The organism is Cellulomonas soli (genome assembly GCF_013409305.1).
GTDB lineage: Bacteria > Actinomycetota > Actinomycetes > Actinomycetales > Cellulomonadaceae > Cellulomonas > Cellulomonas soli.
Map to the genome: position 1 here is coordinate 3202381 of NZ_JACBZJ010000001.1, position 20054 is coordinate 3222434.

Annotated in this window: 15 protein-coding genes; 11 read left to right on the top strand and 4 right to left on the bottom strand. The window is 72.7% G+C overall.

The window, feature by feature from the left end; genetic code table 11:
- Positions 1–25: 25 nt before the first annotated feature.
- Positions 26–1087 carry a LacI family DNA-binding transcriptional regulator gene (locus tag BKA22_RS14655; RefSeq protein WP_371863657.1) on the bottom strand — a complete coding sequence of 354 codons (1062 nt, stop codon included), beginning with the start codon at positions 1085–1087 and terminating at the stop codon, positions 26–28.
- Between the two features lie 249 nt (positions 1088–1336).
- Between BKA22_RS14655 and BKA22_RS14660 the strand changes: the two genes are divergently transcribed.
- From BKA22_RS14660 to dnaG, 7 genes are all read left to right on the top strand, one after another.
- Positions 1337–2566 (top strand): sugar ABC transporter substrate-binding protein, encoded by a 1230-nt coding sequence (locus BKA22_RS14660; protein WP_146952922.1) that lies wholly within the window; start codon positions 1337–1339, stop codon positions 2564–2566.
- A 96-nt stretch (positions 2567–2662) separates the two neighbouring features.
- Positions 2663–4306 carry an ABC transporter permease subunit gene (locus BKA22_RS14665; protein ID WP_146952921.1) on the top strand — a complete coding sequence of 548 codons (1644 nt, stop codon included), beginning with the start codon at positions 2663–2665 and terminating at the stop codon, positions 4304–4306.
- Between the two features lies 1 nt (position 4307).
- Positions 4308–5219 (top strand): sugar ABC transporter permease, encoded by a 912-nt coding sequence (locus BKA22_RS14670; protein ID WP_146952920.1) that lies wholly within the window; start codon positions 4308–4310, stop codon positions 5217–5219.
- Positions 5220–5222: 3 nt separating this feature from the next.
- Positions 5223–7076, top strand: coding sequence for a glycoside hydrolase family 13 protein (locus BKA22_RS14675; RefSeq protein WP_223203570.1), 1854 nt, complete (start codon positions 5223–5225; stop codon positions 7074–7076).
- Positions 7073–7912 (top strand): AAC(3) family N-acetyltransferase, encoded by an 840-nt coding sequence (locus BKA22_RS14680; RefSeq protein WP_223203569.1) that lies wholly within the window; start codon positions 7073–7075, stop codon positions 7910–7912. The genes BKA22_RS14675 and BKA22_RS14680 overlap by 4 nt, the downstream gene beginning before the upstream one ends.
- A gap of 22 nt (positions 7913–7934) precedes the next feature.
- Positions 7935–9221 (top strand): deoxyguanosinetriphosphate triphosphohydrolase, encoded by a 1287-nt coding sequence (locus BKA22_RS14685; protein ID WP_146952919.1) that lies wholly within the window; start codon positions 7935–7937, stop codon positions 9219–9221.
- A 16-nt stretch (positions 9222–9237) separates the two neighbouring features.
- On the top strand, positions 9238–11229 hold the full coding sequence (gene dnaG, locus BKA22_RS14690; protein ID WP_146952918.1) for a DNA primase: 1992 nt from the start codon (positions 9238–9240) through the stop codon (positions 11227–11229).
- A 46-nt stretch (positions 11230–11275) separates the two neighbouring features.
- Here the strand turns inward: dnaG and BKA22_RS14695 are convergent, their stop codons facing one another.
- Positions 11276–12073: a transglutaminase-like domain-containing protein gene (locus BKA22_RS14695; RefSeq protein ID WP_146952917.1), complete on the bottom strand. Its 798-nt coding sequence runs from the start codon at positions 12071–12073 to the stop codon at positions 11276–11278.
- A gap of 183 nt (positions 12074–12256) precedes the next feature.
- Positions 12257–13753 (bottom strand): MATE family efflux transporter, encoded by a 1497-nt coding sequence (locus tag BKA22_RS14700; RefSeq protein WP_146952916.1) that lies wholly within the window; start codon positions 13751–13753, stop codon positions 12257–12259.
- A gap of 414 nt (positions 13754–14167) precedes the next feature.
- On the opposite strand from BKA22_RS14700, the gene BKA22_RS14705 reads away from it, so the two are divergent.
- The 3 genes from BKA22_RS14705 (at position 14168) to BKA22_RS14715 (ending at position 17824) form a co-directional block, all read left to right on the top strand.
- Positions 14168–15952, top strand: coding sequence for a SulP family inorganic anion transporter (locus BKA22_RS14705; protein WP_179561800.1), 1785 nt, complete (start codon positions 14168–14170; stop codon positions 15950–15952).
- Positions 15949–16659 (top strand): hypothetical protein, encoded by a 711-nt coding sequence (locus BKA22_RS14710; RefSeq protein ID WP_218866681.1) that lies wholly within the window; start codon positions 15949–15951, stop codon positions 16657–16659. Before BKA22_RS14705 ends, BKA22_RS14710 begins: the two co-directional genes overlap by 4 nt.
- Positions 16660–16801: 142 nt before the next feature.
- Complete coding sequence (locus BKA22_RS14715) at positions 16802–17824, top strand: zinc-dependent alcohol dehydrogenase family protein (RefSeq protein ID WP_146952914.1); 1023 nt, start codon at positions 16802–16804, stop codon at positions 17822–17824.
- Positions 17825–17895: 71 nt separating this feature from the next.
- Here BKA22_RS14715 and BKA22_RS14720 read toward each other — a convergent pair whose 3' ends face one another.
- Positions 17896–19401, bottom strand: a complete 1506-nt coding sequence (locus BKA22_RS14720) for an MFS transporter (RefSeq protein ID WP_223203568.1) — start codon at positions 19399–19401, stop codon at positions 17896–17898.
- An 81-nt stretch (positions 19402–19482) separates the two neighbouring features.
- On the opposite strand from BKA22_RS14720, the gene BKA22_RS14725 reads away from it, so the two are divergent.
- Positions 19483–19989 (top strand): MarR family winged helix-turn-helix transcriptional regulator, encoded by a 507-nt coding sequence (locus BKA22_RS14725; RefSeq protein WP_218866685.1) that lies wholly within the window; start codon positions 19483–19485, stop codon positions 19987–19989.
- Positions 19990–20054: the final 65 nt, after the last annotated feature.

Consider the following 20054-nt stretch of genomic DNA (forward strand, 5'->3'; position numbering starts at 1 on the left):
GCGCGGCGCCCGACCCGGTCACGTCTCAGGAGACGGCGCGCGTGGTCGGGGACGTGGTCCCCGGGCTCGGTGCGGAGGCGGTCGGTGCCGCCCCGGTCGATCCACGGACGATGAGCTCGGGGTGGAACACGAGCTCGGTCCGGGAGGCGGGGGTTCCGCTGATCTCGGCGACGAGGGCCGAGACGGCGGCGTGACCCATCGCGAGGACGGGCTGGCGCACGGTCGTCAGCGGCGGGTCGGTGAACGCGATGAGCGGGGAGTCGTCGAAGCCGACGACGGACAGGTCGCCCGGGACGGACAGGCCGCGCGAGCGTGCCGCACGGATCGCACCGAGCGCCATGAGGTCCGAGCCGCAGATGATCGCGGTGTGGCCGGTGTCGATGAGCTCCAGGGCTGCGGCCTGGCCGCCCTCGACGGTGAAGAGCGTGGAGACGACGTGCCCGCTCGGGTCGTCGATGCCCAGCTCGCTGCGCAGCAGCCGTGCGAAGGCCTCCTGCTTGCGGCGGGCCGGGGTGAACCGGTCGGGGCCGATGGCCAGGCCGATCGAGCGGTGGCCGAGGGAGAGCAGGTGGCGGAACGACTGCTCGAGGGCGGCGGAGTCGTCGGTCGAGACGGCGGGGGCGTCGACGCCCTCGGCGTAGCCGTTGACCAGGACGATCGGCAGGCCGCGGCTGCGCAGCCGGTGGTAGCGCTCCTTGCTGGCCGAGGAGTCGGCGTGCAGCCCGGAGACGAAGACGATGCCGTCGACGGCGTGCTCGAGGAGCATCTCGACGTACTGGTCCTCGGTGGTGCCGCCGGGCGACTGCGTGCACAGCAGGGGCGTGTACCCGCGTTCGGTGAGCATCGTCTCGATGACCTGGGCGAACGCCGGGAAGACGGGGTTGGACAGCTCGGGGACGACGAGCCCGACCAGTCCCGCCGAGCGGGTGCGCAGCTTCTCGGGTCGTTCGTAGCCGAGCACGTCGAGCGCGGCCAGGACGGCCTGCCGGGCTTGGGTCGACACGCCGTGCTTGCCGTTGAGGACCCGTGACACCGTCGCCGTGCTGACGCCTGCCTGCTCGGCCAGATCGGTCAGTCGGGTGCGCACGGGTGGCAGCGTAGGGGACACCGGACCTCCTCGTCCTTGTTGTTCGGAGCGTCCGGCGGGGGGTGTCGGAACTTCATCCGGTTCGTCGTGCGGAGCTGCAGCGTACGACCGTTGCAACCGTTGCCTGAAAGTTACCGTAACGAGTTGCAAGCGGTGCCGCAACGAGGTTAGCGTCGCTGCCATCAGGCCAACGTCGGTGGGAAGACCGCCGATGCGCGGCATGCCACACCGACCTTCTGGGAGAACACGATGCGACGGAGCATCCCCCTTGTCGCTGCGACGCTCGGCCTCGCGCTGACGCTCGCCGCCTGCTCGGGCTCGGGCGACGAGCCCGCGGCCGACTCCACCACCACGGCCGCGGCCGCCGACGGCGGCAGCCTCACCATCTGGGTCGACGAGACCCGTCAGGACGCCGTCGCCGCCGCCGCTGCGACGTTCGAGAAGGAGACCGGCGCGACCGTCGAGCTCGTCCTGAAGAACTTCGGCGACATCCGCGCCGACTTCCTCGCCCAGGTGCCCACGGGCGAGGGCCCCGACATCACCGTCGGCGCGCACGACTGGCTCGGCGAGCTGACCACGAACGGCGTCGTCGCCCCGATCGAGCTCGGCGACAAGGCCTCGGAGTTCGAGCCCGTCTCCATCGAGGCGTTCACCCAGGACGGCCAGGTCTACGGCCTGCCCTACGCCGTGGAGAACATCGCCCTCATCCGCAACACCGCGCTCGCCGCGACCGCGCCCGCCACCTGGGACGAGGCCGTCGCCGCCGGTCAGGCCGCCGGCTCGAAGTACCCGATCCTCATCCAGACCGGTGTCGAGGGTGACCCCTACACCTACTACCCGCTGCAGACCTCGTTCGGCGCCCCCGTGTTCACCCAGAACGACGACGGCACCTACAACCCCGAGCTCGCGCTCGGCGGCGAGAACGGCAACGCGTTCGCCACGTGGCTGCAGGCCCAGGGCGCGGCCGGCGTGCTCAGCACCGACATCACCTACGACATCGCGGTCGACGCGTTCGCCAAGGGTGAGTCGCCGTTCATCATCGGCGGCCCCTGGATGATCGACTCGTTCGAGGGCCTCGACCTGGCCATCGACCCGATCCCGGCCGCCGGCTCGCAGCCCGCCCAGCCGTTCGTGGGCGTCTCCGGCTTCTACGTGAGCGCGCAGAGCAAGAACGCGCTGCTCGCCAACGACTTCCTCGTCAACTACATGGCCACCGAGGACGCCCAGCTGGCGCTCTACGAGGCCGGCAACCGCCCGCCGGCGCTCATCGCGGCCGCGGACTCGGCAGCCGCCGACCCGATCACCGACGGCTTCCGCAAGGTCGGCGCAGCTGCCGTGCCGATGCCCTCGATCCCCGAGATGGGTTCCGTGTGGGCCTTCTGGGGCGTCACCGAGGCCAACATCATCTCCGGCGCGGCCGAGCCCGTCGCCGCCTGGGAGAAGATGGTGACCGACATCGAGGGCGCGCTCGGCTCCTGAGCCGACGCACCGTCCGCCGGTCCGGCGACGCGCGGGGGACACCCTGCGCGTCGCCGGACGGCGTGCCCCTCTTCTCCATCCGCACGGAGGCCGCAGATGTCCACCCCGCAGTCCACGCTCGACGGCCCGGTCAGCACCGGGGCACCCGGCGACGGCGAACCCCCCGCAGGTCGCGCCCGACGCGGCGGTGACGGCTCGCACGCCCGCAACTACTCGCGCGGCTTCTTCGTCAAGCTCGCGATCATCGCCCTTGTCGACGCGCTCGGCGTGCTGGGCGTCATGGCCGCCTGGGGCCAGAGCTCCTACGGCATCCTCGCCTCGATGGTGGCGCTGCTGGTGGCCGCCAACTGGGTGTACTTCTCCAAGCGCGCCCTGCCGATGAAGTACATCCTCCCGGGCCTGGCCTTCCTGCTCGTCTACCAGGTGTACGTGGTCGTCTACACCGGCTTCGTGGCGTTCACCAACTACGGCGACGGCCACAACTCGACCAAGGAGCAGGCCATCGAGGCTCTGCTCATCCAGAACGAACGGCGCGTCGAGGGCTCGCAGGCGTACCCGCTGACCGTCGTCGAGGTCGACGGCGAGCTCGGCTTCGCGATCGTCACCACCGACGGCGACGTCCAGGTCGGCACCGCGGACTCGCCGCTGACCACGCAGGACGACGCCACCGTGACCGACGGCCGGGTCTCCGAGGTACCCGGCGCGAGCGTGCTCGACCGCAACGCCGTGCTGGCCCAGCAGGACGCGGTCACGACGCTGCGGGTGCCGTTCTCCGACGACCCCGAGGACGGATCGATCCGCACGCAGGACGCGCGCACCGGCTACGTCTACACCTCCACGCTCGAGTACGACGCGCAGGCCGACACGATGACGGACACCACGACCGGCACCGTCTACACCCCCAACGACCACGGCCAGTTCGAGGCCGAGGACGGTTCCACGCTCGCCGTCGGGTGGCGCGTCGTGGTCGGGTTCGAGAACTTCACCACCGCGTTCGGCGACAGCCGGTACGCCGGGCCGTTCGTCAAGATCCTGATCTGGACGTTCGCGTTCGCGGTGATCTCCGTGGCCAGCACGTTCCTGCTCGGGCTGTTCCTGGCGATGGTCTTCAACGACACGCGCCTGCGCGGTCGCAAGATCTACCGGACCTTGCTGATCCTGCCGTACGCGATCCCCGGGTTCCTCGCGGCTCTCGTGTGGGCCGGCCTGCTCAACCGCAGCTACGGGTTCATCAACCAGGTGTTCTTCAACGGTGCGGCGATCCCGTGGCTCACCGACCCGTGGCTGGCGAAGGTGTCGGTCATCGGGGTCAACCTCTGGCTCGGCTTCCCCTACATGTTCCTCATCTGCACGGGCGCGCTGCAGTCCCTGCCCACGGACGTGCTCGAGGCCGCCAAGATCGACGGCGCCGGGAAGCTGCGCACGTGGCGCTCGGTGATCCTGCCGCTGCTCCTGGTCTCGACCGCGCCGCTGCTGATCTCCTCGTTCGCGTTCAACTTCAACAACTTCACGCTCATCTACATGCTCACCAAGGGCGGTCCGCGGTTCGCCGACGCGTCGGTGCCGCTGGGGCACACCGACATCCTGATCTCGATGGTCTACTCCGTCTCCGGCATCGACGGGACAGCGCCGAAGAACTACGGGCTGGCCAGCGCCCTGTCGATCGTCATCTTCGTCATCGTCGCCACCATCTCGGCCCTGGCCTTCCGCCGGACCCGCTCGCTCGAGGAGATCAGCTGACATGGCCGCCGACACCGTCTCCGCCAGCGCCCGCCCGGTGCGGATGCAGGCCCCGCAGCAGCGGATGAAGCCCGGCAAGTGGTTCCGCGAGCTCGGCTGGCGCCACCTCGTGGGCATCATCGGCGTCGCGTACGCCGCGTTCCCGCTGGTCTACATCGTGTCCGCGTCGCTGTCCGACAAGGGCACGCTCACCGGCTCGAACGAGCTGTTCGCCCAGGTGAGCACCGCCAACTACGAGCACCTGAGCACGACGGCGTTCTGGACGTGGACCGTCAACACGCTCGTCATCGCCGTGGTCACGGGGATCGGGACCGTGCTCATGGGGGCCGCGGCCGCCTACGCGTTCTCGCGGTTCCGGTTCAGCGGCCGACGCACCGGGCTGACGTCGCTGCTGGTCATCCAGATGTTCCCGCAGATGCTCGCGTTCGTCGCGATCTTCCTGCTGCTCATCGGGCTGGGGAACGTCGTGCCCGTGCTCGGGCTCAACAGCAAGCTGGCCCTGATCTGCGTCTACCTGGGCGGCGCCCTCGGCGTGAACACGTTCCTCATGTACGGGTTCTTCAACACAGTGCCGCGCGAGCTCGACGAGGCCGCCAAGATCGACGGCGCCACGCACGGGCAGATCTACTGGACGATCATCCTGCGGCTCGTCTCGCCGATCCTCGCCGTCGTCGCCCTGCTGTCGTTCATCAGCACGTTCGGCGAGTTCATCATCGCCCGCTCGGTGCTGCAGTCCGAGAGCAACTGGACGCTCGCCGTCGGCCTGTACGGCTGGGTCGCCGACCGGCTCGACGCCAACTGGGGCCTGTTCGCCGCCGGTGCGGTGATCTCCGCGATCCCGGTGCTGGTCCTGTTCCTGTTCCTGCAGAAGTACATCGTCGGTGGGCTGACCGCCGGCTCCGTGAAGGGCTGAGGCGTGGCGCACCACCTGCTCGACCAGCCGCACCACGACGGGTCCGAGCAGTACGTCCCCGCGGGCGTGCCCCGGCTCGGCGACGTCGTGCCGGTGCGGTTCCGCGTCCCGGCGAGCGGCACCGAGAGCGCCCTGTGGGTCCGCACCGTGCGTGACGGCGAACCCCGCATGGAGCCGGCACGCCTGGACCGGTCCGACGAGCACGAGCGCTGGTACGTGGCCGAGGTGCCCGTGCACAACCCGGTCACCGGGTACCGGGCGCTGCTCGTGGAACCGGGCGGGTACCGCTGGCTCAACGGGCGCGGCATGCACGCACGCGACGTGCCCGACGCCGCCGACTTCCGGCTCACCGTGCACGACCCGGCACCCGCCTGGCTCGACGACGCCGTGGTCTACCAGGTGTTCCCGGACCGGTTCGCCCGTTCCAGCGGTCACGAGGGGCCACCGGCCGGTCCGCTGCCCGACTGGGCGCTGCCGGCGTCGTGGTCGGACGAGCCGATCGGGGAGGGGCCCGGTACGCCGAGGCAGCTCTACGGCGGCGACCTGCCCGGCATCGAGTCGCGGCTGGCGCACCTGCAGCGGCTCGGGGTGGACACGCTCTACCTGACCCCGGTGTTCCCCTCGCGCTCCAACCACCGCTACGACGCGAGCACGTTCGACCATGTCGACCCGCTGCTCGGCGGCGACGCGGCGTTCGCCTCGCTCAGCCGCGCGGTGCACGCCCGCGGCATGCGGATCATCGGCGACCTGACCACCAACCACACGGGTGCCGGGCACGAGTGGTTCGCGCGTGCGCTCGCGGACCGGACCTCGCAGGAGGCCGAGTTCTACTACTGGCAGGACGCGGAGCCGGGGTACGTCGCCTGGCTCGGCCACGCCTCGTTGCCCAAGCTCGACTACCGCGCGGCCTCGCTGGCCCGCCGGATGATCGAGGGCCTCGACTCGGTCATCGCCCGCGGTCTGCGCGAGCCGTACGCGCTCGACGGCTGGCGCATCGACGTGGCGAACATGACCGGTCGCTACGCCGCCGACGACGTCACGCACCAGGTCGCCCGCACCATCCGCGCCACCATGCGGGCGATCAACCCGAACTCGGTGCTCGTCTCGGAGCACTTCCACGACGCCGGCACGGACCTGCAGGCCGGGGGCTGGCACGCCAACATGAACTACTCGGCGTTCACCCGCCCGGTGTGGACCTGGCTCGTGGACCCGGCGACGACGCTCGACTTCCTCGGGCTGCCCGCCCGGATCCCGCGGCGGGACGCCCGATCCATGGTGGACACCATGCGGGACTTCGACTCCGCCGTGCCGTGGAACGTCACGACCCACCAGTGGAACATGCTCGGCTCGCACGACACCCCCCGGGTGCGCACGGTCGTCGGGTCGCGCGCGGCCGTCGAGGTCGCGGCCGGTCTGCTGTTCACCTACCCCGGCACGCCCGCGATGTTCGCCGGCGACGAGGGCGGCCTGACAGGTCGCAACGGGGAGCACGCGCGCGTGCCCATGCCCTGGTCGCAGATCGACGCCGGAGGCGGTCCCGGATGGGACGCCGCGACGTTCGAGGTGTTCCGCCGGCTCATCGCGCTACGCCGCTCCTCGCGTGCGCTGCGGCAGGGCGGGCTGCGCTGGGCGCTCGTCGAGGACGACGCCGTGGCCTTCCTGCGCGAGACCGCCGACGAGCGGGTGCTCGTGCTCGCCGCGCGTTCCCCCTGGTCGGGGGCGCGCCTGCCGCGTCACCTGCTGGGTCGGGGCGCCGAGCCGGAGAACCTCTACGGCGGCGCACCGCTGGACGTCACTGCGCATGGCCTGGTGCTGCCCGGTGACGGTCCCGGCGTGCAGGTCTGGCGGTTGCCGTGAACGGCGCAGCCCCGGGCCGGCCCTCCGCGTCGGGACCCCACCTGCCCGCGGACCTCGCCACGCAGCTGCACGCCCTCGGCGTCCGCCCCGGCGGGGTGCTCCTGGTGCACGCGAGCCTGCGCGCGATCGGCACGGTCGTCGGCGGCGCGCAGGGCGTGGTCCTCGCGCTCGAGGACGTGCTCGACCCCGCGGGCACCCTCGTGATGCCCAGCCAGTCGTGGCAGCTGTGCGACCCGCAGTACCTGGACGACCCGCAGGTCCCCGCCGACCGGCGCGACGAGGTACGTGACGCGTTGCCGGCCTACGACCCGGCGTGGACGCCGTCGCGCACCATGGGTGCGGTCGCCGAGGTGCTGCGCACCCAGCCCGGCACGCTGCGCTCCGGCCACCCGCACCGCTCGTTCGTGGCACGCGGGCCCGCTGCCGCCGATCTGCTGGCCCGGCACGACCTGGACGACCCCGTCGGCGAGGGCTCCCCGCTGGCCCGTGTGCACGCGCTGGGCGGTCAGGTGCTGCTGCTGGGCGTCGGGTACGACAAGTGCACCGCCCTGCACCTGGCCGAGGCCCGCTCCGGGCTGCCCGCCTCCCGGGTGCCCAACGGTGCGCCGATGCTGCTCGACGGACGCCGGACCTGGGTGCGCTTCGAGGAGCCCGTCGTCGACGACAGCGACTTCCTCGCGCTGGGCGAGGCCTTCGCCGCGACCCGTGGTGAACGCACCGGTCAGGTCGGGGGAGTCACGGCGCGGCTGGTCGAGGTGCGTGAGCTGGTGGGGTTCGCGGCCGCATGGTTCGCCCGGACGAGGACCGCGCACCTGCCGTCGGCCGTGGCCGGCTAGTCCGGCTCGTTAGTCTGGTCGCGTGACCGCCCTCGAGCAGACCCTCGCCGTCGACGGCTACGTCGACAGCGACCGGGAACGGTGGTTGCGTGAGGCGCCCAAGTCGAGCGAGCGCAGCGCCTTCGAGCGTGACCGCGCCCGCATCGTGCACTCCTCGGCGCTGCGCCGGCTCGGGGCCAAGACCCAGGTGCTCGGTCCCTCGTCCGACGACTTCGTCCGGACCCGCCTGACGCACTCCCTCGAGGTCGCGCAGGTGGGCCGGGAGATCGGCAAGGCGCTGGGCTGCGACCCCGACGTCGTGGACACCGCGTGCCTCGCGCACGACCTCGGGCACCCGCCCTTCGGGCACAACGGCGAACGCGCGCTCGCCGAGCTCGCCAAGGACATCGGCGGGTTCGAGGGCAACGCGCAGACGCTGCGGCTGCTGACCCGGCTCGAGCCGAAGGTCGTCGACCGCGACGGACGATCGGTCGGGCTCAACCTCACGCGGGCCAGCCTGGACGCCTCGGTGAAGTACCCGTGGCGCTTCGGTCAGGGTCCGCTCAGCGCCGCCAGCGGGCGGCCCACCCACAAGTTCGGCGTGTACGAGGACGACCTGCCGGTCTTCACCTGGCTGCGCGCCGACGCGCCCGTCGGACGCAAGTGCCTCGAGGCGCAGGCCATGGACCTGGCCGACGACATCTCGTACTCGGTGCACGACGTCGAGGACGCCGTCGTCGGCGGGCGGTTCGACCTGTCGGTCCTGGGCCAGTCCGAGGAGCGCGACCGGGTCGTGGAGGCGGTGCAGACCTGGTACGGCGGCGCGGTACCGCCCGAGGGCCTGCTGGAGGCGATGGACCGCCTCGTGGCCGCCGAGCTGTGGCGGCCCGGCTTCGACGGCTCGCGCGGGGCGCTCGCGATGCTCAAGGACGCCACCAGCCAGCTGATCGGACGGTTCGCCAAGGCCGCCCAGCTGGCCACCCGGGAGCGCTACGGCCACGGTCCGCTGACCCGCTACGCCGCCGACCTGATCGTCCCGGTCGAGACCCTCGCCGAGATCCTCGTGCTCAAGGGCCTGGCCGTGGCCTACGTGATGGCACCCCGCGAGCTCGAGCCGCTGTACCACCGGCAGCGCGAGGTGCTCGCCGACCTGGTCGAGGTGCTCAGTGAGCGCGCGCCGACCGCCCTCGAGCCGCCGTTCGCCGCCGACTGGGTGGCCGCCGCAGACGACGCGGCACGGCTGCGCGTCGTGATCGACCAGGTGGCCTCGATGACCGACGTCTCGGCCGCGGCGACGCACGCCCAGCTGGTCCGGCCGCCCCGGCGCTGACGCCTAGACTTCGCCCGTGGCAGGTCGGATCCGTCGGGAGGACGTCGAGGCGGTCCGCGAGCGTGCCCACATCGAGGAGATCGTCGGCGCGCACGTCTCGCTGCGACCGGCCGGCGTCGGCTCGATGAAGGGCCTGTGCCCCTTCCACGACGAACGATCCCCCTCGTTCCACGTGCGCCCGCAGGTCGGCCGCTACCACTGCTTCGGCTGCGGCGAGGGCGGCGACGTCATCGCGTTCGTGCAGAAGGTCGACGGCCTGGCCTTCCAGGAGGCGGTCGAGTACCTGGCCGGACGGGTCGGCCTGCAGCTGCGGTACGAGGAGGGTGGTGCCCCGCGCCCCGGGGAGGAGCCCGGCAAGCGTCGGCGCCTGCTCGACGCGCACCGCGTCGCCGAGGAGTTCTACCGCGAGCAGCTCACCTCGGCCGGAGCCGCTGCCGGGCGGGCGTTCCTCGCCGAGCGGGGGTTCGACCGGTCCGCCGCCGACCAGTTCGGGGTCGGCTTCGCGCCGCAGGGCTGGGACGGGCTGCTGCGCCACCTGCGCGGGCGGGGCTTCACCGAGGCCGAGCTGACCGCGTCGGGACTGGTCAGCCAGGGTGGGCGAGGCATCTACGACCGGTTCCGCGGCCGTCTCGTGTGGCCGATCCGTGAGGTCACGGGCGACACCGTCGGCTTCGGGGCGCGCAAGCTGTTCGAGGAGGACCAGGGCCCCAAGTACCTCAACACCCCCGAGACGCCGCTGTACCGCAAGTCGCAGGTGCTCTACGGCATCGACCTGGCCAAGCGCGAGATCGCCAAGGACAAGCGCGTCGTCGTCGTCGAGGGGTACACCGACGTCATGGCGATGCACCTGTCCGGTGTCGGGGGTGCGGTCGCCACCTGCGGGACGGCCTTCGGCTCGGACCACGCGCGCATCGTGCGACGGCTCGTGGGCGACTCCGGGTCGTCCGGCGGCGTCCAGCTCGCCTCGGGGACGTCGCTCGGCGGGGAGATCATCTTCACGTTCGACGGCGACGCCGCAGGTCAGAAGGCCGCGCTGCGGGCGTTCGGCGAGGACCAGGCGTTCTCCGCGCAGACGTTCGTCGCGGTCGAGGCCTCGGGCATGGACCCGTGCGAGCTGCGCCAGGCCAAGGGGCCCGACGCGGTGCGCGCGCTGGTCGCGCACCGTCAGCCGCTGTACGAGTTCGTCATCCGCTCGACGCTCGCGGCGTTCGACCTCGGCACCGCCGAGGGCAGGGTCGCCGCGCTGCGCGCGGCCGCACCGGTCGTCGCCGGGATCCGTGACGCGGCGCTGCGGCCCGAGTACACGCGTCTGCTCGCCGGGTGGCTCGGCATGGACGACCAGTCGGCCGTCCGGCAGGCGGTGCAGGGCGCGGGCCGTCAGGCCGGCCGCGATCCCCGGGGCGGGCAGCACGCCGACCGCGGTCGCGACCCGCGCGGCGGTCGGCCGGACCAGGCGGGCGGCGCCCGTGACCAGGGCGAGCACGCCGGGCCGCCGGTCGCCCGCATGCCCGTGCCCGACCGCCGTGACCCCGTCGCGCAGGTCGAGCGGACCGCGCTCGAGGTCGTGCTGCAGCACCCCGCCCTTGTCCCCGAGGAGTTCGACGACCTCGCCGCCGACGCGTTCGCCGCCCCGGCCTACCGGGCCGTGCACGAGGCCGTGCGTGCCGCCGGAGGGCTCGCCACGGCCCGCGCGGCGGTGCAGGGCGCCGGCGGGTCGGCCACCGGTTGGGTCGGGCAGGTGATCGAGCAGGCCGCTGCACCGGTGCAACCGCTGGTCACCGAGCTCGCGGTCGCCCCGTTGCCCGAGGACCGCCCCGACCAGGTCGGCGACTACGTGCGCGGGGTCGTCCTGCGCCTGGTCGAGATCGGGTACACCCGGCACATCGCCGAGCTGCGCGGGCGGCTGCAGCGGATGGACGCGACCGCTGACCCGGCGGGGTACCAGGCGGCGTTCGCCGAGCTCGTCGCGGTCGAGGGGCGTCGCCGCACGCTGCGCGAGAGCGCCTGACCCCTCGGTGCGAAGGGGCCCGACCTCCCGGCTCCCCTCAGCACCCTCAGCGCAGGACGACCGGCTCGGTCCCGTCGTCGGCGATCGTGCCGCCGTGCACGGCGGCGGTCACGGTCATCGACCGCAGCGTCACCTGACCGCCGTAGTAGGACAGGAACGCCGTGTCGGTCGCGTCGCGGCCCGTGCCGATCCGCAGCATCGACCCGCGCGGGGCCAACCCGGTCGCGTCGACCACGTGCCACGCGCCGTCGACCCACGCCTCGGCGACGGCGTGGAAGTCCATCGGCTTGAGCCCGGGCGCGTACACGGAGGCCAGGCGGGCCGGGGTGTCGTTGGCCCGCAGCAGCGCGACGACCAGGTGCGCGAAGTCGCGGCACACGCCCCGGCGCTTGAGCAGGGTGTCGGACGCGCCGTCGGTGGGCAGGCTGGCCCCCGACAGGTAGGTCACGTGGCGGCGGACCCAGCCGACGACCGCGTCCAGCAGCGGCTGACCACGCAGGCCGGCGAACTCGTCGCGGGCGAACGCGAGCAGACGGTCGGAGTCGACGTAGCGGCTCGGGCGCCGGTACTCCACGAGGTCCTCGTCCTCGACCGGCGGCAGGTCGGCCTGACCGACGACCGTCGCCTGGTAGTCGACCACGAGCCGGCCCACCGGAGCCATCACCCGGTGCAGGCGCGAACCGGTGCGTCCCTTGATCTCCACGAGCTCCAGCGGGCCGTCCTCGTGCCGCACGGTGAGCAGCTCGGAGCGGTCGTGCGCACCGTCGGCGACGGCGATCTGCAGCAGCATCTCGAGGGGGGCGTGGACGTCCATCGACAGGTGCGAGGAGACGATGCGCTGCACGGCAGGGGTCCTTTCACGGCGGTGCGCCACGAGGGGAGAGGTGCCGTCGAGCCCGACGCGCAGCGCAAGTGTGAGGCCTGCCGGTCCGGGAGTAAAGCGTCCCGGATCGGGCATCTCCCCGCGCAGGTCGCAGGGGTGTTCGCGCGGTTCGTCGGCCCTCGTCGAGCGGTGCCCGCGGGTCGTTCAGCGGCGGCTCTGCGGTGCTCCGTGCTCGCTCGCGTCGGGGCACCGCAGCGGCGCTCCGTCCTCGTCGACGGCCTCGTCTCCGTCCTCGATCGCGCGTGCGGCGACGGGGGTCGGCTCGCGGGGGCCGTGCGGTGCCGGGACGTCGAGCAGGGGGCGCAACCGCTCCTCCTCGAGCATCCACCGGCGCTCGTGCAGGTAGGCCCACGTCAGCGGGATCATCGCGGCGACCCAGGCGAGCGGCCCCGCGAGGCTCACACCGAGGAACCCCAGGGGCCCGGTCAGCAGCAGCGCGGCGGCGACCCGGGTGACGAGCTCCATGATGCCGGCGACCGTCGGGACGACCGTGCGGCCCAGACCTTGCAGCGCACCCCGGATCGCGAACAGCAGCCCGAGCACGACGTAGAGGATGCCGTTGCTGACCAGGTAGACCTGGGCCAGGTCGACGACGTGCTCCTGGCCCTGGCCCACGAACATCCGGACCAGCCAGGGGCCGCAGGAGATCGTCACGGCGGCGATCGCCAGGCTGAAGCCGGCGGTGATGAGGCACGTCTGGCGCACGCCGAGGCGGATCCGGGCGTGCAGCGCCGCGCCGTGGTTCTGCGCGGCGAACGTGGCCAGCGCGAGCCCGAAGGAGGACATGGGGGCGATCGCGAGCGCGTCGACCCGCTGGGCGGCCGTGAACGCCGCCACGGCCTGCGCGCCGAGCCCGTTGATCGCGTACTGCAGGACGAGGGTGCCGATCGCGATGATCGAGGTCTGGAACCCCATGGGCAGCCCGAGCCGCAGCTGGTCGACGAGGTCGGCGCGGGTGATCCGCCAGTCCTCGCGGGTCAGGCGCAGGATCGGCATCCGGGTGCGCACGAGCCACAGGCACGCGACGACGGAGACGACCTGGGACAGGACGGTGGCCAGCGCGGCGCCGCCCACACCCATGTGCAGGCCGCGGATCAGGGCGAAGACCAGCACGACGTTGAGCCCGCAGGAGACCACGAGGAACACCAGCGGGGTGCGGCTGTCGCCGAGCGCCCGGATCGTGCTGGACAGGAAGTTGAACGAGATGGTCGCGGCGGTGCCCCAGAACGTCACGACGATGAACACCGTGGCGTCGTCGAGGATCTCCGGCGGCGTGTGCATGAGCTCGAGCAGCGGACGTGCGGCCGGGACGGCCACGGCGGTGAGCACCACGGCGAAGGCGGCGGTGAGCACGGCGCCGGCCGCGACGCTGCGCCGCACGGCAGGGGCGTCGCCGGCGCCGAAGGCGTGCGCGGTGGGGATGGCCAGGCCGGACGTGAGCCCCCAGGCGAAGCCGAGCATGAGGAACGAGAGCCCGCCGGTCGCGCCGACGGCGGCGAGCGCGTCGACGCCGATGGTCCGGCCGACGACGAACGCGTCGGCGAACCCGTAGAGCTGTTGGACGACGTTGCCGATCAGCAGCGGCACGGCGAAGACGAGGATGAGGCGGGCAGGGCGACCGGTGGTGAGGTTGGTGGTCACGAGGGGGGCTCCGGGAGCGACGGTGCTGGGGCGCCTGGGTGGTGTGGCTCAGGTGCAGGGCAGGGCAGGTGCAGGGCGGGTGCGGGGCAGGTGCGGGCAAGGCAGGTGGGACGGAGGGGGGTGGTGCAGGACTGCCCTCGGGGCGGTGGTGCCGTCGGTCCGCGGAACAGGGGCCGAATCGATTCGACCACGATCATGTTAGCGCTCACCGGACAGTGCGTCAGCAGTGATTCCGGCGCGCGGCGCGTCGGCGTGTCGATGGTTGCGCCGCGCGGTCGGACCGTCGACAGGCGCTCCGCCCGGGGGCGCCCGTACAGTCCGAGGTGGGCCGCTCGCACCGCGGCGTGCCGCCTCACCGGTGCTCGTGCGAGCGGGGCAGTAGGCGCCCGGGTGACCGGAGGACGGAGCGTCGCCGTGCTGACGACGGGGTCGGCGTACGAGGTGCGATGGCTGCGTTCCGACGTGCTCGCCGGGCTGACCGTGACCGCCCTGCTCATCCCGGAGGGCATGGCCTACGCCCAGCTGGCCGGCGTCCCGCCGCAGGCCGCGTTCTACGCCGCACCCGCCGCGCTCCTCCTCTACGCCGTGCTCGGCACCTCGCGCCAGCTCGTCGTCGCCGTGTCCTCGGCGGTCGCCATCACCTCGGCCGCGCTCATCGGCGAGCTCGCGCCGCAGGGCACCGCGCAGTACGTCGCGCTCACCGCGGCGCTCGCGGTGCTGGCCGGTCTGGTCTCGATGGCCGCCGGGTTCGCGCGCCTCGGGCGGATGGCCCGGTTCTTCTCCCCGTCGGTGCTGCTCGGCTTCGTGTTCGGCCTCGCCCTCATCATCAGCGCCCGCCAGCTGCCCCACCTGCTCGGCATCGAGGTGCAGCAGGACAAGTTCTTCCCGCTGGTGTGGGCCTCGCTGCAGGCGCTGCCGGACGTCCACCTGCCCACGCTCGTCCTCGGGTTGCTGTGCATCGCGGCGATGATGGCGCTCGAGCGGCTCGTGCCGAGGGTCCCCGCCGCGCTCGCGGTGCTGGTCGGTGCCCTGATCTTCTCGGCCCTGCGCGACCTGCCCGCGCACGGCGTCGCGGTGGTCGGACCGCTGCCCGCCGGCCTGGCCGCACCGCAGCTCCCGGGGGTCGGGTGGGACGCCCTCCCGCAGCTGGCGACCGGGGCGCTCGGCATCGCGCTGCTCGTCTTCGCCGAGGCCGTCGGGCCCGGACAGGCGCTCGCCAAGGAGCACGGCTACCAGATCGACACCGACCGCGAGCTGGTCGCCATCGGGGCCGCGAACGTCGGTGCCGGGCTGTTCCAGGGCTTCTCGATCGGCGCGAGCCTGTCGAAGTCGGCCGCCAACGACGAGGCGGGGGCGCGCACGTCCTGGTCCCTCGTCGTGGCCGCAGCGGCCACCGCGCTCGTCGCCCTCTTCCTGACGCCGCTGTTCCGTGACCTGCCGGAGGCCGCGCTCGGGGCGATCGTGGTCGTCGCGGTCTCCGGGATGGAACGCCCCGGTCCGCTGCGCCGGCTGTGGCGGCTGCGCCGCGCCGACTTCGTGCTGGCCCTGGTGGCGCTGCTCGGAGTGCTGCTGCTCGACATCCTCGTCGGGCTGACGATCGCCGTGGTCGCCTCGCTGGCCGTGGTCGTCTGGCGGGCGAGCCAGGCGCGGGTCGACGTCGTGGGGGAGCGGCCCGACGCGACGCGGCGGCCCGACGAGCCCCCGGCGCCCCCCGGGATGCTCCTGGTCCGGCCGCAGGAGCAGCTGTTCTTCGCGAACGCCGCCGACATCCGCGACGAGGTCCTGGCCGCGCTGCACGACGACCTGGACCCCCCGGAGGTCGTCCTCGTGGACCTCGGCCTGACCCCCGACCTCGACGTGCCCGCGCTCGACGTGCTCGCCGAGCTGCGCGACCGCGTGGCGCGCGGGGGCTGCCGGATGTGGCTGGCCTCGAGCGTCGACGAGGTGCGTGCGCGGCTCGAACGGGCGGGGCTGACGGGCGCCGGCCAGACGTTCCTGTTCCACGACGCGACCGAGGCCGTGCTCGCGCACCTGTCGTTGCGCTCGACGGCGGACGCGGCAGGGGCCCGCCAGTCGGTGTTCGGCCAGCTGCTGGCCGACATCCAGGAGTGGCGGCAGGCGCCCGGGCTCGACGAGCGAGGCCGGGCCTCCCTCGACGCGCTCGCGGCGCAGGTGCGCTCGGAGATGGAGACGCCGTGACCGCCGGCTCAGGCAACCCCGAGGGGTCGAGGAAGGACGAGAGGCGTCCGGTGCTGATCGGCGCGCGGTGGCGCAGCAGGCGGTCGGCCGCGGTCGCCGGCGTGCTGTTCGCCGTGCTCCTCGTGGTCGCGATCGTCGCGATGCGGGTCGCGACGGCGGACGCCGACCCGCAGGTGCTCGTCGAGGACGCCGGACGGCGTCGGCTGATCGGGCTGAGCCTGCAGATCGTGCCGTTCGCCGGGATCGCGTTCCTGTGGTTCATCGGCGTCGTGCGCGACCAGCTCGGCGACGTCGAGGACCGGCTCTTCTCCACCGTGTTCCTGGGCAGCGGCCTGCTCTTCCTCGCGATGCTCTTCCAGGGGGCCGTGACCCAGACCAGCATGCTGGCCATGCTCGGCGACGAACCACCGGACGGCAGCGTGTGGACGTTCGGTCGGGGTGCCACCGAGGCGCTGATCTCGGTGTACGCCATGCGGATGGCGGCGGTCTTCACGCTCTCGGTCAGCTCGGTCGCCCTGCGCACGCGTGCGGTGCCGCGCTGGGTCGCCCTGCTGGGCCTCGCGGTCGGACTGCTCCTGATGGTCACGGGCGGGTCGTCCCGGTGGGTCGTGCTCGCGTTCCCCGTCTGGGTCCTCGTCCTCAGCCTCGTGATCCTGCTCACACGCCCGCCCGGGACCTCGTCCTCGGCGCTCGTGGCCCCACGGTAGGACGGGTCGCGCGAGCCCTGGGGGGTTCTGCGGGGTCCTCCCTGCCGGGGCTGCCGTCGTGGTCCGATGGGCGCACACCCCTGCTGCCCGGTCGCCCTTGCGGGCGCCGTCCGGACGGCAAGCACTTCGAGGAGAGACACCCATGCGTGGAGCTGTGATGCACGCCCCCGGCGACGTGCGCGTCGAGGACCGCCCGATGCCGACGATCGTCGAACCCACCGATGCGATCATCAGGATCGCCGCGACCTGCGTGTGCGGGTCGGACCTGTGGCCGTACCGAGGTCTGGAGCCGGTGGCCGCGCCTCAGCCGATGGGCCACGAGTACGTGGGCGTCGTGACCGAGATCGGCGAGGCAGTCCGGGAGATCCGGGTCGGCGACTTCGTCGTCGGGTCGTTCTTCTCCTCCGACAACACCTGCGAGATCTGTCTGGCCGGCTACCAGACCCACTGCGTGCACCGCGGCCCGGGTGCCGCCTCGGGCGGCCAGGCGCAGTACACGCGCGTCCCGCTGGCCGACGGGACCCTGGTGGCGACGCCCGGGCAGCCGGACGCCGACCTGGTCCCGTCGCTGCTGGCGGCCTCCGACGTGCTGGGCACCGGCTGGTTCGCGGCCGTGGCGGCCGAGGTGGGACCGGGCAAGACGGTCGCGGTCGTCGGGGACGGCGCGGTGGGCCTCCTGGGCGTGCTCGCGGCCAAGCAGCTGGGAGCCGAGCGGATCATCGCGATGTCCCGGCACGCCGACCGCCAGGCGCTGGCCCGCGAGTTCGGGGCGACGGACATCGTCACCGAGCGGGGCGACGAGGGCGTGGCGCGCATCAAGGAGCTCACCGGCGGTCTGGGCGCGCACTCGGTGATCGAGGCGGTGGGCACGCAGGAGTCGATGATGCAGGCGATCCGGGCCACCCGCCCGGGCGGGCACGTCGGGTACGTCGGGGTCTCCCACGACGTGTCGCTGCCCGGCCTGGAGCTGTTCTTCTCCGGTGTGCACCTGCACGGCGGCCCGGCCCCGGTGCGGCGGTTCCTGCCCGACCTGATCGACCGCATCTGGCGACGCGAGATCGACCCCGGCAAGGTCTTCGACCTGGTGCTGCCCCTCGAGGAGGCGGCCGCGGCGTACCGGGCCATGGACGAGCGCCGCGCGATCAAGGTCCTGCTGACCGTCTGACCGGAGGGTGCCGTGGTCCTCAGGAGTGTCTGAGGACCACGGCACCCTGGGTGCGGCTGCTCCTCGACGCGTCAGTGGGCGTGTGCCGCGATCACGGGCCGCTCGGCGTCCTCCTCGACCGGGTGCTCGAGGTTCTGCTCGGCCAGGGCGCTGGCACGAGCGGGGATCGTGGTGGCGACCACCGCGGCGACCGCGGCGGCGCCCGCACCGAGCAGGAGCCCGGTCACGAACCCGGCCCGGCTGGGCACGGTGAAGCCGCCACCGAGGTCGAGGGTCATCTGCGACAGGACCACCCCGACGATCGCCGCGGAGACCGAGGTGCCGATCGAGCGCATGAGCGTGTTGAAGCTGTTGGCCGAGCCGGTCTCGGACCGCGGCACGGAACCCATGATGAGCGCGGGCATGGCGCCGTAGGCGAGCCCGACGCCGCTGCTGCTGATCGCGACGGCCACGGCCAGGCCGAGGATCGATCCCATGAGCACGATCGCGGACAGGTAGCCGACGGCGACCACGGCAGCGCCGAGGACGAGGCTGACCTTGGGTCCGCGTGCGTGCGAGAGGCGGGCGCCGAACGGTGAGACGAGCATCATCATCAGGCCGCCGGGCATCATCCACAGCCCCATGTGCAGCATGTCCTGGCCCAGGCCGAACCCGGTGCTGGTGGGCAGCTGCAGCAGCTGGGGGATGATCAGCGACTGCGCATACATCGCGAACCCGATGACCAGGGACGAGACGTTCGTCAGCAGGACGACGGGGCGCGCGGTGACGCGCAGGTCGACCAGCGGGTCGGTGACGCGCAGCTCGTACCAGCCCCAGATCAGCACCAGGACGACGGCCGCGGCGAGCAGAGCGATGATGGTCGGGCTTCCCCAGCCCCAGTCCGCCCCCTTGGACACGCCGAGGAGCAGGCACACGAGGGCCACGCCGAGCCCGATCGCACCGGGCAGGTCGAACCGGCCGCGGGCGGTCACGGGCGCGGCCGGGATGAGCGTCGCGATGAGGATGACGACGACGACCGCGAGCACGGTGGCGCCCCAGAACAGCGTCCGCCAGCTGGCGTTCTGGGCGACCGCGGCGGCGATCGGCAGGCCGAGGGCGCCGCCGACGCCCATGGAGGCGCTCATCAGCGCGATCGAGGTGCCGAGCCTCTCGGCGGGCAGGATGTCGCGCATGGCGCTGATGCCCAGCGGGATGAGCCCCATGCCGGCGCCCTGGAGCGCGCGCCCGGCGACCATCGGGACGACCGAGCCGGCGGTCGCGCACACGATCGAGCCGATGACCAGCAGCGAGCCGCAGATGAGCATGAGCCGGCGCTTGCCGTACAGGTCGCCCAGCCGTCCGCTGGTCGGCGTCATCACGGCCGCGGACAGCAGGGTGGCGGTGATGACCCAGGAGGTGTTCGAGGCCGTGGTGCCCAGGATCGTGGGCAGCTCGGCGATGAGGGGGACCACGAGGGTCTGCATGATCGCGGCCGTGATGCCGGCGAAGGCCAGCACCAGGACGATCGCGTTCGACCGGGCGGGGGAGACGGCGCCCAGCGTGCCCGGGCGGACGGGCAATTCATGGGAGGTATTCACGATGTGCAGCATACACACGATGTGCATCATGCACATCCCCGCTAGGATGGGCCTCACGCCACGACGACGGAGGAGCGCGCGATGACGGGGGCTGCCCAGGGTGTGCAGAGCCGGACGACGAGCAGGGACGAGCAGGCGGCAGCAGTGCTGCGGACCCTGGAGCTCGAGGCGATGCTGTTCGGACGCCAGCTCGAGCCCGCGCTGCGGCACACGTCCGACCACGACCGGCTCGACCGCAGCGCCTACGCGCTCCTGACCCGCCTGCAGGTGCAGGGCCCGATGTCGATCGGCGAGCTCAGCGACGCCTTCAGCCTCGACGTGTCCACCGTGAACCGGCAGGCGGGCGCCGTGCTGCACGCCGGGCTGGTCGAACGGATCCCCGACCCCGACGGCGGCATGGCCCGCAAGTTCCGGCTCACCACGGAGGGCCGTCGCCGGCTCGACGACGAGCGGGAGTCGAACCTGCGGGGACTGGCCCTCGTCGTGGGCAGCTGGACGACCGAGGACGTCGACGCGCTCGCGACCTTGATGCGGCGGCTGAACCTCGAGATCGAGGACCGTCGCGGTCGCCGCTGGCCCCGCCCCTGACCCGAGCTCGAGGGGTGGCCTCCAGAGGGGTACCGACGGCAACTCCCTCGGGACCGCATCCCCTC